This window comes from Paenibacillus sp. FSL H7-0756 (assembly GCF_038006765.1).
In the GTDB taxonomy this organism is placed as follows: domain Bacteria; phylum Bacillota; class Bacilli; order Paenibacillales; family Paenibacillaceae; genus Paenibacillus_AQ.
In genome coordinates, this window is the sequence record NZ_JBBOVT010000002.1 from 233,461 (window position 1) to 246,022 (window position 12,562).

Here is a 12,562-nt window from a genome sequence, read left to right on the forward strand (position 1 = left end):
TATGACATATGCTATCCATATGGGATTGATACGAAACCAATATTATCAATATGTAAACAGGTATGACATAATCATAACGGGTCTTTTGTTATTTTCAATAGGAACTACATACTACGCTAAGTTAGGTGAGGATCAATGTGCACAAAATTGCAGTTTTCTTAAAACCGTACAAAAAAGAAGTGACGATCGGGCCGGTATTCAAGCTGCTGGAGGCGATTCTGGAGCTGCTGCTGCCGACCATTGTAGCCCTGATCATCAACAACGGAATTGCCAAGCAGGATAGCAGCTATGTCTACAAGATGGGCTCCCTGATGGTGGTAATGGCCATCCTGGGCTTCGGCTGCTCCCTGGTATGCCAATATTATGCGGCGCGGGCCTCACAGGGCTTTGGGACCTCGCTGCGCAACAAAATGTTCAAGCATATCTCTTCGCTGTCGTATGCCGAGCTGGATATTATCGGCACGCCTTCCCTGATCAACCGGATCACCAACGATGTCAACCAGCTGCAGGTGGCGGTAGCCATGCTGATCCGGCTGGTCATCCGCGCGCCGTTCATCTGTATCGGGGCGATTATTATGGCGATGATTCTGGATTTCCGCCTGTCGCTGATCTTGATTGCCGCTACTCCTGTATTCGGAATCATTCTGTACTTCATCATTACACGCAGCTCGCCAATGTACCGCAAATATCAGGCGAAGCTGGACCGTCTGGCGCTGGTGCTCAGCGAGAATCTCTCCGGCATCCGGGTGATCCGGGCCTTCGCCGAGAGCCGCCGCGAGAAGCAGCGCTTCAATGATGCCTCGGAGGATCTGACGCAGACGGCCATCCGTGTCGGGCGGATCTCCGCTTGGCTGGGACCGATGACGACACTGGTAGTGAACGCGGCAATAATTGCTATACTTTGGGTAGGCGGCTTTCATATTGAAGCCGGGAGTCTGTCGCAGGGTGAGATTATTGCATTCATTAACTATGTAACCCAGATCCTGCTGGCCCTGATCGTAGTCTCCAATCTGGTCATTCTGTTCACCAAAGCCTCGTCGTCTGCGAACCGGATCAATGAGGTGCTGGCTATGACAGCTTCCGTTGCTGAAGTGCCTGCTCTTGCACCTGCTGCGAAGCCGGACGGTGCAGCGCCGGTGATTTCCTTCCGCAATGTGTCTTTCGGCTATAACACGACCGGTGAACTGGCCCTGGAGAATATCTCTGTAGATATCCTTAAAGGGCAAACGGTTGGGCTAATTGGCAGTACCGGTTCAGGTAAGAGCACCTTCGTAAATCTGATTCCGCGCTTCTATGACGCTGTGGAAGGGGAAGTTAGAGTCGAGGGTGTAAATGTACGGGACTACCGGCTGGAGCAGCTGCGCAGCAGAATCGGCATCGTGCCGCAGAAGGCGGTGCTGTTCACCGGGACGATTGCTGAGAATATCCGCTGGGGCAAGGCGTCTGCTACCCGGGATGAGATCATGGCCGCAGCGGCGGTTGCCCAGGCTGAGGAGTTCATCACCCGGCTGCCGGAAGGGCTGGATACGCTGGTCGCACGCGGCGGGCATAACCTGTCCGGCGGACAAAAGCAGCGGTTGACCATTGCCCGGGCTGTCGTAGGACATCCGCCGATCCTTATCCTGGATGATTCCTCCAGTGCGCTGGACTTCGCTACGGATGCGGCACTGCGCCGTGCACTAAGCAAGAACAGTACAGATATGACCGTGCTGCTTGTATCCCAGCGGGTGAGCACAGTAAGGCAGGCCGATCAGATTATCGTCTTCGAGGAAGGCCGGATTGCCGGAATCGGCACGCATGAGGAACTGCTGGAGAGCTGCGCAGTCTATCAGGAAATCTGCATGTCACAGCTCTCAAGCGAGGAGGCATTACAATGACCAGTACAATGACCTGGAAACGTCTGTTTCAATATACCCGTGAGTACCGGAAAATAACGTATGGCGCTATCTTCTGCGCGATCCTGAGCGTGATTGCCAGCCTGATCGGGCCGCTCCTGATTGGCCGCGCCATTGACCATATGATTGGGCCGGACCGGGTGGAGTTCCCGGAGATTCTGCGCCTGCTGCTGATCCTGGGCAGTGTGTATCTGGTCGGCAGCTTCTTCGGCTGGCTGCTCACTTATTATACGAATAAGCTGGCGTTCCGCACGGTCTATGACCTGCGCCGCGAGCTGTTTGACAAGCTGGACGCCCTGCCCCTGAAGTTCCATGATAACCATCCCCAGGGCGACAGCATCAGCCGGTTCGTGAACGACATGGATGCTGTGTCTGACGGGCTGCTCCAAGGCTTCTCCACGCTCTTGACGGGGATCGTAACCATTGCCGGAGCCATAGGCCTGATGCTCTATATCAGCCCTATAATGACGCTGGTGGTGCTGCTGTCTGCTCCGGCAACCTTCTTCGTTGCCCGCTTCATTACGATGCGCTCCCAGCAGCTGTTCCGTGAGCAGGCCAAGATTCTCGGGGGGCTGAACGGCTATGTCGAGGAAATCGTCGGCGGGCAGAAGGTGGTGCAGGCTTATCATTACGAGGACCGTTCCTTTGCAGGTTTTGCGGAGCGGAATAATGAGCTGTACAAGACAGGGACGAAATCGCAGTTCTATGGCTCGCTCTCGAACCCGACCACGCGGCTGGTCAATAATATCACCTTTTCGCTGATTGCGATGATCGGGAGTGTGCTTGTTATCGGAGACCTGTTCTCCGTAGGGGATCTGTCCAGCTTCCTGATCTACTCCAGTCTGTTCGCGAAGCCGTTCAATGAGATTACTGGCGTTATTACACAACTGCAGTCCGCCACAGCTTCGGCGCAGCGGATCTTCACCATTCTGGATCTCCCGCAGGAGGCCCCGGACCAGCCGGATGCCTATGTGATGGAGAACAGCCGGGGAACCATTACCTTCGACAAGGTAAGCTTCGCCTATACACCGGAGCGTCCGCTGATCAAGAACTTCAGTCTGGAGGTGAAGCCGGGCACACGCGTGGCGATCGTCGGCCAGACCGGGGCGGGCAAGACCACGCTGGTTAACCTGCTGATGCGCTTCTATGAGGTGGATAGCGGAACGATCCGGATTGACGGCGTAGATATTACTTCCATCACCCGTGACAGTCTGCGGCGCAATTTCGGTATGGTGCTGCAGGAGACCTGGCTGTACGGGGCTTCCATCCGCGACAATATTGCTTACGGCAAGCCGGAGGCCTCCGAAGCGGAGGTGATTGCAGCCGCCAAGGCCGCGAATGCACATAGCTTCATCAAGCGCCTGCCTGAAGGCTATGACACCAAGATCAGCACCTCGGGAGATAATCTCTCCCAGGGCCAGAAGCAGCTGCTCACCATTGCCCGCGTCATGCTGGTTGATCCGCCGATGCTCATTCTGGATGAGGCGACCAGCAGCATTGATACGCTGACGGAGGCGCGGATACAGAAGGCCTTCCTGGCAATGATCACCGGCCGGACCAGCTTCGTCATTGCGCACCGGCTGTCCACGATCCGCGAGGCGGATCACATCCTGTTCATGAAGGATGGAGATATCGTGGAGAGCGGAACGCATGATGAGCTCCTGGAGAGCGGAGGCTACTACGCCCGCTTGTACAACAGCCAGTTTACGGCGGTGTAACTAGGTATACGATTATTGTGAATAGCTGCGGCAGAACTTCTACGGAAGTGTGCCGCAGCTATTTTTATTTTATGGGAAAGAAGAAGGAACAGGGGGAAGCGGCGCCGGAAACCTGACGGCGAGGAACAGCGCCTTGAATGTATGTGGAAAACCGAACACAATCACTGGCGAGAAGGCAGTTGTACCAAATGTATGCGGAAAACCGAACACAATGAGGTGCAGAAGTGCACTTGAATTCACCGGATGCGAGCGAAAAGCGGAAATGAGGTGCACAATTGCTGTCGAGAAGGCAGTTGGGCCCAATGTATACCGAAAACCGAACACATGGTTCTGAGGCCATGGCCGTTCGGGTTGATCGGTTTCCGTGAGCAGCTCAGGAATGATCCTTGCCCGGATGCACCCGGCTGCGCATCACCCCGGGAGTTACTCCATGGGCCTTCCGGAAGACCCGGATGAAGTAATTGGTCTCCATGCCGAGGTTAAGGGCGATATCCTGCACGGGACGCTCCGGGTCCTCGGTCAGCATCTGCATGGCGCGTTGCAGCCGCAGGTTCTGCAGATATTTATGCGGAGTGACGCCGTATTCCTGCAGGAACAGACGCTGGAAATGCTGGACGGAATAACCGACAGCCGCCGCCAGATTGGTGATCAGCAGCGGTTCGGTGAAATGCTCGTTGATCAGACTGACTGCTTTATTAAGCGCATCGTTACGGACATTCTCGTTCTCCAGCCGGGTCGCCGGACCTGTGGAGACTTCACTTTTGCGCAGCATCAGCAGCAGCCGGTACAGCGTCACCGACAACTCCTGCATCGGCTGTTCCTCCTGACGCGCCGAGCTGTTCCCGTTCACCGTGTGCCAGATCCCGCCGAGCATGTCCCAGCATTCCTCGAACCGCTCGGGGCGGAACGGGGCCGAAGGCAACAGGCCGAGACTCTCCAGAACAGAGGCAGACTGGCTGCCGTGGAACCCGATGAAGCCGACATGCCACGGTTCGTGGGATAACGGATAATATTCATGTCCGCGGTCAGGCGGAAAGGCATAGGCCATCCCCGGCTGCAACACCGTTTCGGTGCCGTCCTCCAGATCACGGAACCGCCCGCTGCCGCTGCGGATCAGAAAAATCTGATGCACCGGGAATCCGGCAGGACGCACATGGTGATACTGGATATGACGGCCGACAGAGTATGGATAGAGGGGAAAAGCATTCAGGTCACGCGGCATTTCAATCAGAGAGAAGGGGAGCATACGAACACCTCATATTCATTTTGTGCTATGTTAACGCTATTATTATCCTACCATTGATCACAGAATATCCTTTATTATAAATAGTATAAATCGATACAAGCAAGAGGGACAGTGCTACAGAAGAAACTGTATCCGAGAAAAGTCCCATCCTGACATCTGCTATCACACATAAACGAGAGGATGAAATCATATGAGCAGCAAAGTTCCTGCAATCAGCAGCAAGGCTCCTGTAATGCTTCACGGTGCCGACTATAATCCCGAGCAATGGCTGAAATATCCGGGGGTGCTGGAAGAAGATATCCGCATGATGAAGCTGGCAGGCTGTAATGTCATGTCTGTCGGAATTTTCTCCTGGGTATCCCTGGAGCGCGAAGAAGGAGTATTTAACTTTGAGTGGATGGATCAGCTCCTGGACCGTTTTGCAGAGAATGGAATTTACGCCTTCCTGGCGACTCCGAGCGGTGCGCGTCCGGCATGGATGTCCGAGAAGTATCCTGAAGTGCTGCGGGTGGAACGGAACCGGGTGCGCAACCTGCACGGCGTCCGTCATAATCACTGCTTCACTTCACCGGTCTACCGTGAAAAAACAGCGCTGATCAACTCCAAGCTGGCTGAGCGTTACGCGCATCATCCGGCAGTGATCGGCTGGCATATCTCTAATGAATTCGGCGGCGAATGTCACTGTAATTACTGTCAGGATGCCTTCAGAGACTGGCTCAAGGCGAAATACAATAATGATCTGGATGAGGTGAACCACGCTTGGTGGGCTACCTTCTGGAGCCATACGTACACTTCCTGGGAACAGATCGAGTCCCCTGCTCCGCATGGTGAGACTCAGGTTCACGGGCTTAACCTGGACTGGCGCCGGTTCGTAAGCGATCAGACGATCAACTTCTGCCAGCATGAGATTGACGCGGTGCGCGGCTTCAACCCTGATCTGCCGGTAACTACTAATATGCACATGATTGACGGCGTGGACTACCGCAACATGGCTAAGATTCTTGATGTGGTATCGTGGGATGCTTACCCGGACTGGGGATATACCGAGGACGATGATGACGCCCGCTTGGCCGCCTGGACAGCGATGCATCATGACATGTACCGCAGCTTCAAAAAGAAGCCGTTCCTGCTCATGGAAAGCACGCCTTCCCTCACAAACTGGCAGATTGTCAGCAAGCTGAAGCGTCCGGGCATGCACAAGCTGTCCTCACTCCAGGCAGTTGCGCATGGTTCGGATTCCGTACAGTATTTCCAGTGGCGGAAAAGCCGCGGCTCCAGCGAGAAATTCCACGGTGCGGTGATCGACCATAGCGGACATACGGAGACCCGTGTCTTCAAGGATGTAGCTGAGGTAGGCCGTACCCTGGCGGGACTGGAGGAAGTTGTAGGTACTACAACTCCTGCTGAGACAGCCATTCTGTTCGACTGGGATAACCGCTGGGCGGTGAAGGATGCCCAAGGGATCCGCAATTCCGGCCTGAAATATGAAGAGACGGTGCTTCAGCATTACCGGGGACTGTGGGAGCTTGGAATTCCGGTAGATGTGGTAGGCTCAGGCGATGACCTGTCCGGCTATAAGCTGGTGATTGCTCCGATGCTGTACCTGATCAGCGAAGAGAACGGGAAGCGGATTGAGAAATACGTTGAACAGGGCGGAACCTTCCTGGCTACCTATTGGTCGGGAGTGGTCGGCGAGACTGATCTGTGTCACCTGGGCGGCTTCCCGGGACCGCTGCGCAGAACGCTGGGCATTTGGGCCGAAGAGACAGAAGGGCTGCATAGCCGCGACTTGAACGGTCTGGTGCTTGACCCCGGCAACAGCTTGAAGCTGAGCGGTGAATACGATGCGCATGAGATTGCCGAGCTGATTCATCTGGAAGGCGCTGAGGCGCTGGGTCATTACCGCAGCGACTTCTACGCCGGACGTCCTGCACTCACTGTGAATAAGCTGGGAGCGGGTAAGGCTTATCATCTGGCAACACGTGTGAAGGACGCGCAGTTCTATGTGGATCTGTACGCCGCAATTACCGGAAAAGAGCGGATTAGCCGCACCCTGAACAGTGAGCTTCCGACCGGAGTAACCGCCCAACTGCGTTCCGACGGCGAGCATGAGTATGTATTCGTGCAGAATTTCAGCGGCTCTGAGCAAGTAGTGAAGCTGGACGGACAAGCCTACACTGATGTTGAATCCGGCGCAGCGGCCCCGGCCGAGCTGACGCTGGCAGTGAACGGACTGGCAATTCTGAAGCGCGCAGCGGCTAAAGCATAAGAAGAAGCGGCTGAATCGCGTTATATAGTACATGTATCTGCAAAGATACATTGAGATGAAGAAGGCAGAACCCCATCGACGGGTTCTGCCTTTTAAGTATGTCTTAGGTTATGGCTGGACCGTACAACCGCTCAATCCCTTCAATCACCCGCCTAAAATATTCACGCTCATGCGGGACAAAGCGCGTGAAGTCCACTAGTTCATCGATGTCCGTTCGTTCACCGTTCCCGTTAATCTGGAAGCCCTGCACATGAAGCTTGCTGTCTGCGCCCGAGATGAAGCTGCGGAAGTCAGTGAAGCGGGCCTCTACGATGCCTGCCACTTCTTCCAGCTGCGGCGTGAATGCACTGAGCGCATAGCGGTTCTCATAGACATATACATGCGCCCGTTCACGGTCCATGAATCCGGCGGAATCCATCTGGTAGGGGATGACCCCGAGCGGCTGTAACTCGTCAAAAGCTATCGCAAGTCCCAGCTCCTCCTGGACCTCGCGAATGCCGTCCAAGGCCGTCTCCTCTGCCAGCAGATGTCCGGCAGCGGTGATGTCGAGCAGCCCGGCATAATCTTTCTTTTGCTGACTACGCAGCTGGAGGCAGATCCTCAGCCCGTTGTCAGCCTTACGGACAAACCAGCAGTGGAAGGTCTCATGCCAGAGGCCTTGGCGGTGCACCTCGTCCCGGGGAGCCGTCCCCGTACGATTTCCTTGTTCATCGAATGTAGCTAATAATTCTTCGTTCATACAATTCGCCTCCATTGTCCCGGTAAGTTAAATTTTCCGGGAGTAGTATGCTGATAACAGAAGGTACAACAACATAAGGGTAAGCAAAGTCACAGCAATTGTTAAGAACACGGTTTGGTTAATCAAAGAGGCGACGACAGCAGAAAGAGACAATAAAAGTAAGAACAGACGTATAGCAGCCCTGCCCGTTTTTAAGGCGATCATCCGGTTACGTTCATCTTGCGCGGCAATATGTAACGCTTCTAGTATTTCAGGGTTTTTGAGCGCCTTGCGGAGCCTGGCAATACGGAGAGCTGCAGAAATCCACGAACCGGACAATAAACCGGCGAGAATCCCTATATCCCAGCTGTCCAGCATGTCGAGCCTGCCCCATACGAATGCTTTGAGTATAAACGCCACAATAACGGTTATCCCCATACCTGCCGCGTAGAAGGAATTGATAACGATCCGCCGCCGCAGCTCCTGTTCAAAAGACTTCATAGTCGATATCCTCCACATCTGAAAAATCAAAAATATCCTCGATCGGCAAACCGAAAAATTTTGAAATTTTATAGGCAAGCGGGAGGGAGGCGATGTACTTTTCATTCTCGATTGAAGTGATGGTGTGCCGTGTGACACGCAGTGCCTTAGCCAATTCCTCTTGGGAAATCCGCCGCTCTTTTCGCAGCTCGCGTATTCTTGTCTTCAATAACCAGCCACCTCCCCTGAAGTAATGTTATCTGCACCTCAACTCTGTTATTATGTTGCACGGTTACGGGTTTAGTCAAGTTCACTATACCATTTATGTGTAGTTGACTACACTAAATATGTGCAGTAAGCTATACATAAGATAACCTAAAGGATGGTGCGGGGAGCATGGAGAATATACGGTTCGCAGGGGTCAGAAAGTCCTTTGGCGATGTCGCTGCCGTAAACGGCCTGGATCTGAGTATCGCGGAGGGCGAGGTCTACGCACTGCTTGGGCACAATGGAGCGGGAAAGACCACAACGCTTCGCCTGATGCTTGGTCTGCTGGAGCCGGACGACGGGGAGGTCATTGTTTTTGGGCGGAATCCTATACAGGAGGGGGATAGCGTGCGCGGGCTGTGCGGAGTATTATCCGAAGATACAGGGCTGTACGAGTCTTTGAGTGTCTGGGATAACCTGATGTATTACGCTGACATTTATGGTATGAGCCGTGTAGAATCTAGTAGCCGTATTGACGAGCTGCTGCGGACATTTGAACTGCATGACAAGAAACGAACGATGATTAAGGGCTTGTCTACCGGCATGAAGAAAAAGGTTGCCCTGATCCGGGCCATACTGCATAAACCGCGCCTTCTGATCCTGGATGAGCCGACGAATGGGCTTGACCCTGTCAGTACAACCGATCTAAGGAAGATGTTATTGCGGCTGGCAAAGGATGAGGGAACCACCATCATTATGACCACGCATCACCTGGAAGAGGTCCAAAAGCTATGCGATAGAATCACGATTCTGCGGCACGGGCGGAATATTTTTACCGATTCCATCTCAGCGCTCCGGGACAGCGAGCATTACATGGAGAACGGGCAATTCAGTCTTGAGAAGCTGTACATGGAGATAGAGCAGGGGGGAGGCAGATGAACAGATCCTATCCCGTTTTTCGTATGCAGTGCGCAGAGTTTACAAGTGACAAAGGGATGCTCTTCTTTTACGGCCTGTCCATAGGCATTACCGGTATAATCCTTCCACTGTTCATGCACGGGGTAGAAGTCTCCTTAGCCACCGCAGCATTACTTACGTCAGTCTTACTGAGACCCATGTTATCGGGCAGCATTGCAGGGGAACGGGAGCACCGCACTTTGGAGACACTCCTGTCCAGTCCCATCCATGGGAAAAGCATGCTTTGGAGGAAGTTTGAGTTCTGCTTCTTATTTGCGCTGGTCTACTTCACTATAACCGTTCTCTGCTCTGCGTTAACGAGCTATCTTACCGGCGGCGGAGCAGCGTTGATTCCTTGGCAATGGATGTGCATCATGATTGTAGCTGGACTGAATTATAGTGCAATATGCATGGGCGGGGTGTATGTTTCCTCCACATCAGGAGATTTGCGGGCTGCCAACCAGCGGGTGTCGCTAATGGCTTATCCTCTCAGCTTTCTCCTGGTCATCTGTCTGTCGGTTATAAGAACTGTGGACTTGTTCTCGGCGCTGATTGTAAGTTGCATCTGTACATTGATTTACCTTTGGGTTATATCGATGTTCGCGGCGAAGATCAGGAAGATGAAGCAGCCGGATTTTTTCCAGCCGATAGCCATCCAGAAGCCGGAGAGAGGGCGTCAGCAGCGTATATCCTTAGCTCTCCCGGGATCTCAGTTTGGCATAGTGTTAAGATTGGAATGGAAGATGCTGATGACCTTGAAAAGAATGCTCCTGAGCTTTGGATTTCTGTGCTTCTCGCCGGTTGCTATGGTGTCTCTGCTGCTGTATTTTACGGGAACGCTTGACCTCAACTATGCCGTCCTGCTAACCGTGCTAATGATACCGAGAGTGCCGACTAACCTGATAGCGTACTCCATAGGCGGGAAAAAAGTATATAAGACAGGGGAAGCCCTATTGTCTACACCTCTGCAGATCCGGCCGGTCTTTCTGGCTAAATGTATGATTCCAGTGCTTGTAACGGCGGTCATGCTGGCCCTCTCATCCCTGCTGACGTTGGCGGGGGTATCTATTGCAGCGCTGATCAGTCCTGAGCTTGTCTCCATCCAAGGCTATACAGCTGCACAGCTTATCCTGCTGTTTCCCGTTGGTCTGCTCTCATCCATCGCCATGATGTTCATAGCAGCTATTCTTTCTCTGCGGCTCAGAACTCCGCGTCAGGGCTTGTATGCGACAAGCCTTCTGTCCTTTCTGTTTGTGTTCCCGGTATTAGCGGTCATCTACTTGGTTCCGGATATGCTAGTAGGGGCCATAATCTATCTCGTGATTCTTGTAATTGGCAATCTGATCTGTTTAAAAAGAATCTCGGACAACATAACCCGGCCTCAGCTCATGAGCAGACTATAAGGAACATACAAAACCCCCGGCCATGCTTCATTAAGAAGCAACCGGGGGTTCTTTGTATGGGTGCCGTCTCTGTAAGGACGGCATTCGTTTCTACTTGTCGTTCCTTATCTAGCCAACCAGCCGCCATCCACATTCAGAATGTGGCCGTTCAGGTAGTCGGAAGCGGCGGAGGCCAGGAATACGGCAGGGCCCTTCACATCTTCAGCAGTTCCCCAGCGTCCGGCTGGAATACGGTCAAGGATGGAATCGGAGCGGCTCTGGTCCGCACGGATTGGAGCGGTGTTCTCAGTAGCCATGTAGCCTGGAGCAATCGCGTTGATGTTAAGACCCGAGCCGGCCCATTCATTGGCGAAGGCTTTGGTCAGACCGGCTACGGCATGCTTACTTGCTGTGTAGCCCGGCACATTGATGCCGCCCTGGTAGGAGAGCATGGAGGCGATGTTGATGATTTTGCCATTGCCTCTTTCGAGGAAGTGGCGGCCGACGATCTGCGACAGCAGGAAGACGGTGTTCTGGTTGAGGTTGATGACATCGAACCAGTCCTTCTCGCTATGGTCCTTGGCCGGAGTGCGGCGGATCATGCCTGCACAGTTAACGAGGATATCCACTTTGCCGGTGAAGGCAACGGCTTCGTCGAACATGCCTTGAAGCTTGGAATGATCGCTGAGGTCAGCGGAGATGCTCAGTGCTTTGACGCCAAAAGCTTCACAGGCTGCTACGGTCTCGTCACTGGAATTAAGAGATACGGAGACTACGTCTGCACCGGCTTCTGCGAAGGCGATGGCAATGCCTTGTCCAAGACCTTGCGCTGCGCCTGTTACGATTGCTGTTTTACCTGCCAAGCTGAATAAAGATGACATATGATTAATCTCTCCTTTGAGCTATTGGAATTGTATAGTTACCCGCATTCAATATTAATGCCAGCTTTGCGGAACAGCCCGGCGGTCTCCGGGGCGAGCCCGCTGTCCGTCAGCAGCACATCGACCTCCTGCAGGGAAGCGAAGGTGCGCAGCGCGGTCTGACCGAATTTGTGGTGATCGCATGCGGCGAACACCTGACGGGCCGTGGAGACTAACGCCTGTTTGAAATCTATAAGATCGCCGGTGTAGATGGACAGGCCGTGTTCAATATGAACGGCTGTGGCCGAGAGAAAGGCTTTTTGAATATTAAGCTTCTGTACATAGGACACGGCTTCGGGACCGGCCAGCATATTGCGGACACGGTAACCGCCGGGAACGACCAGCCGGATGTTGTCTCTGGGAACCAGCTCACTGATGATGTAGACATCATTGGTAATGACCGTAAGGGGAATATTGTCCAGCCGCCGGGCAATCTCAAGCGTTGTGCTTCCGCCGTCCAGGGCAATGATGTCATCCGGAGCGATATGCGCCAGCGCACGCCGGGCAATCTCCGTCTTCTCCTCAGCGTATTTATCCAGCGGATTGCGCAGGGGCAGAATGCCGAACTGATCGCTCTGTGCCAGCACGGCGCCGCCGTGGACGCGCATAATCAGTCCTTGTTCCTCCAGCTTGCTTAAGTCCTCGCGGATCGTTTTGCCGGTGACCTGGAGCTTGTCGCTCAATTCGTTCACGGTTACATCCTTCTGGTTCAGCATAACTTCCATAATCATCTCGTGCCGCCGTATCGGGTTCATCCGCCTGCCTCATCT

The 12,562-nt window shown here is 53.7% G+C and carries 11 protein-coding genes; 5 read left to right on the forward strand and 6 right to left on the reverse strand.

Going from position 1 to position 12,562, the window contains the following annotated elements; all coding sequences use genetic code 11:
• Positions 1-137: 137 nt before the first annotated feature.
• Together NST04_RS17745 and NST04_RS17750 are read left to right on the forward strand one after the other, a co-directional pair.
• Complete coding sequence (locus NST04_RS17745) at positions 138-1,877, forward strand: ABC transporter ATP-binding protein (RefSeq protein ID WP_341185425.1); 1,740 nt, start codon at positions 138-140, stop codon at positions 1,875-1,877.
• Positions 1,874-3,613: an ABC transporter ATP-binding protein gene (locus tag NST04_RS17750; protein ID WP_341185426.1), complete on the forward strand. Its 1,740-nt coding sequence runs from the start codon at positions 1,874-1,876 to the stop codon at positions 3,611-3,613. The genes NST04_RS17745 and NST04_RS17750 overlap by 4 nt, the downstream gene beginning before the upstream one ends.
• A gap of 373 nt (positions 3,614-3,986) precedes the next feature.
• Here NST04_RS17750 and NST04_RS17755 read toward each other — a convergent pair whose 3' ends face one another.
• Entirely contained in the window at positions 3,987-4,859 is an 873-nt protein-coding gene (locus tag NST04_RS17755; RefSeq protein WP_341185427.1) for an AraC family transcriptional regulator, read from the reverse strand.
• A 190-nt stretch (positions 4,860-5,049) separates the two neighbouring features.
• Here NST04_RS17755 and NST04_RS17760 point away from each other — a divergent pair, with 190 nt between their 5' ends.
• The gene (locus NST04_RS17760; RefSeq protein WP_341185428.1) at positions 5,050-7,128 is read left to right on the forward strand and encodes a beta-galactosidase; all 2,079 of its coding nucleotides are present in this window, start codon (positions 5,050-5,052) and stop codon (positions 7,126-7,128) included.
• Positions 7,129-7,231: 103 nt separating this feature from the next.
• Here NST04_RS17760 and NST04_RS17765 read toward each other — a convergent pair whose 3' ends face one another.
• Genes NST04_RS17765 through NST04_RS17775 form a run of 3 tightly spaced genes read right to left on the reverse strand, consistent with a single transcriptional unit; the run spans position 7,232 to position 8,555 of the window.
• A complete protein-coding gene (locus NST04_RS17765; RefSeq protein ID WP_341185429.1) occupies positions 7,232-7,867 on the reverse strand; it encodes an NUDIX hydrolase in 636 nt (211 codons plus the stop codon).
• Positions 7,868-7,894: 27 nt separating this feature from the next.
• Positions 7,895-8,347 carry a hypothetical protein gene (locus NST04_RS17770; RefSeq protein WP_341185430.1) on the reverse strand — a complete coding sequence of 151 codons (453 nt, stop codon included), beginning with the start codon at positions 8,345-8,347 and terminating at the stop codon, positions 7,895-7,897.
• Positions 8,334-8,555: a helix-turn-helix transcriptional regulator gene (locus NST04_RS17775; RefSeq protein WP_036699162.1), complete on the reverse strand. Its 222-nt coding sequence runs from the start codon at positions 8,553-8,555 to the stop codon at positions 8,334-8,336. The genes NST04_RS17770 and NST04_RS17775 overlap by 14 nt, the downstream gene beginning before the upstream one ends.
• 167 nt (positions 8,556-8,722) lie before the next feature.
• Here NST04_RS17775 and NST04_RS17780 point away from each other — a divergent pair, with 167 nt between their 5' ends.
• The gene (locus tag NST04_RS17780; protein WP_341185431.1) at positions 8,723-9,472 is read left to right on the forward strand and encodes an ABC transporter ATP-binding protein; all 750 of its coding nucleotides are present in this window, start codon (positions 8,723-8,725) and stop codon (positions 9,470-9,472) included.
• Complete coding sequence (locus NST04_RS17785) at positions 9,469-10,893, forward strand: hypothetical protein (RefSeq protein WP_341185432.1); 1,425 nt, start codon at positions 9,469-9,471, stop codon at positions 10,891-10,893. The genes NST04_RS17780 and NST04_RS17785 overlap by 4 nt, the downstream gene beginning before the upstream one ends.
• 104 nt (positions 10,894-10,997) lie before the next feature.
• On the opposite strand, the gene kduD is transcribed toward NST04_RS17785, so the two are convergent.
• Together kduD and NST04_RS17795 are read right to left on the reverse strand one after the other, a co-directional pair.
• Positions 10,998-11,753, reverse strand: a complete 756-nt coding sequence (kduD, locus tag NST04_RS17790; protein ID WP_341185433.1) for a 2-dehydro-3-deoxy-D-gluconate 5-dehydrogenase KduD — start codon at positions 11,751-11,753, stop codon at positions 10,998-11,000.
• A 38-nt stretch (positions 11,754-11,791) separates the two neighbouring features.
• Positions 11,792-12,547 carry a DeoR/GlpR family DNA-binding transcription regulator gene (locus NST04_RS17795; RefSeq protein WP_341185434.1) on the reverse strand — a complete coding sequence of 252 codons (756 nt, stop codon included), beginning with the start codon at positions 12,545-12,547 and terminating at the stop codon, positions 11,792-11,794.
• Positions 12,548-12,562 lie beyond the last annotated feature (15 nt).

Bases quoted from the DNA above. Each gene is read 5' to 3' on its own strand.
- NST04_RS17750 (WP_341185426.1), top strand. From the start codon at position 1,874: ATGACCAGTACAATGACCTGGAAACGTCTGTTTCAATATACCCGTGAG.
- NST04_RS17755 (WP_341185427.1), bottom strand. From the start codon at position 4,859: ATGCTCCCCTTCTCTCTGATTGAAATGCCGCGTGACCTGAATGCTTTT.
- NST04_RS17760 (WP_341185428.1), top strand. From the start codon at position 5,050: ATGAGCAGCAAAGTTCCTGCAATCAGCAGCAAGGCTCCTGTAATGCTT.
- NST04_RS17765 (WP_341185429.1), bottom strand. From the start codon at position 7,867: ATGAACGAAGAATTATTAGCTACATTCGATGAACAAGGAAATCGTACG.
- NST04_RS17770 (WP_341185430.1), bottom strand. From the start codon at position 8,347: ATGAAGTCTTTTGAACAGGAGCTGCGGCGGCGGATCGTTATCAATTCC.
- NST04_RS17780 (WP_341185431.1), top strand. From the start codon at position 8,723: ATGGAGAATATACGGTTCGCAGGGGTCAGAAAGTCCTTTGGCGATGTC.
- NST04_RS17785 (WP_341185432.1), top strand. From the start codon at position 9,469: ATGAACAGATCCTATCCCGTTTTTCGTATGCAGTGCGCAGAGTTTACA.
- kduD (WP_341185433.1), bottom strand. From the start codon at position 11,753: ATGTCATCTTTATTCAGCTTGGCAGGTAAAACAGCAATCGTAACAGGC.
- NST04_RS17795 (WP_341185434.1), bottom strand. From the start codon at position 12,547: ATGAACCCGATACGGCGGCACGAGATGATTATGGAAGTTATGCTGAAC.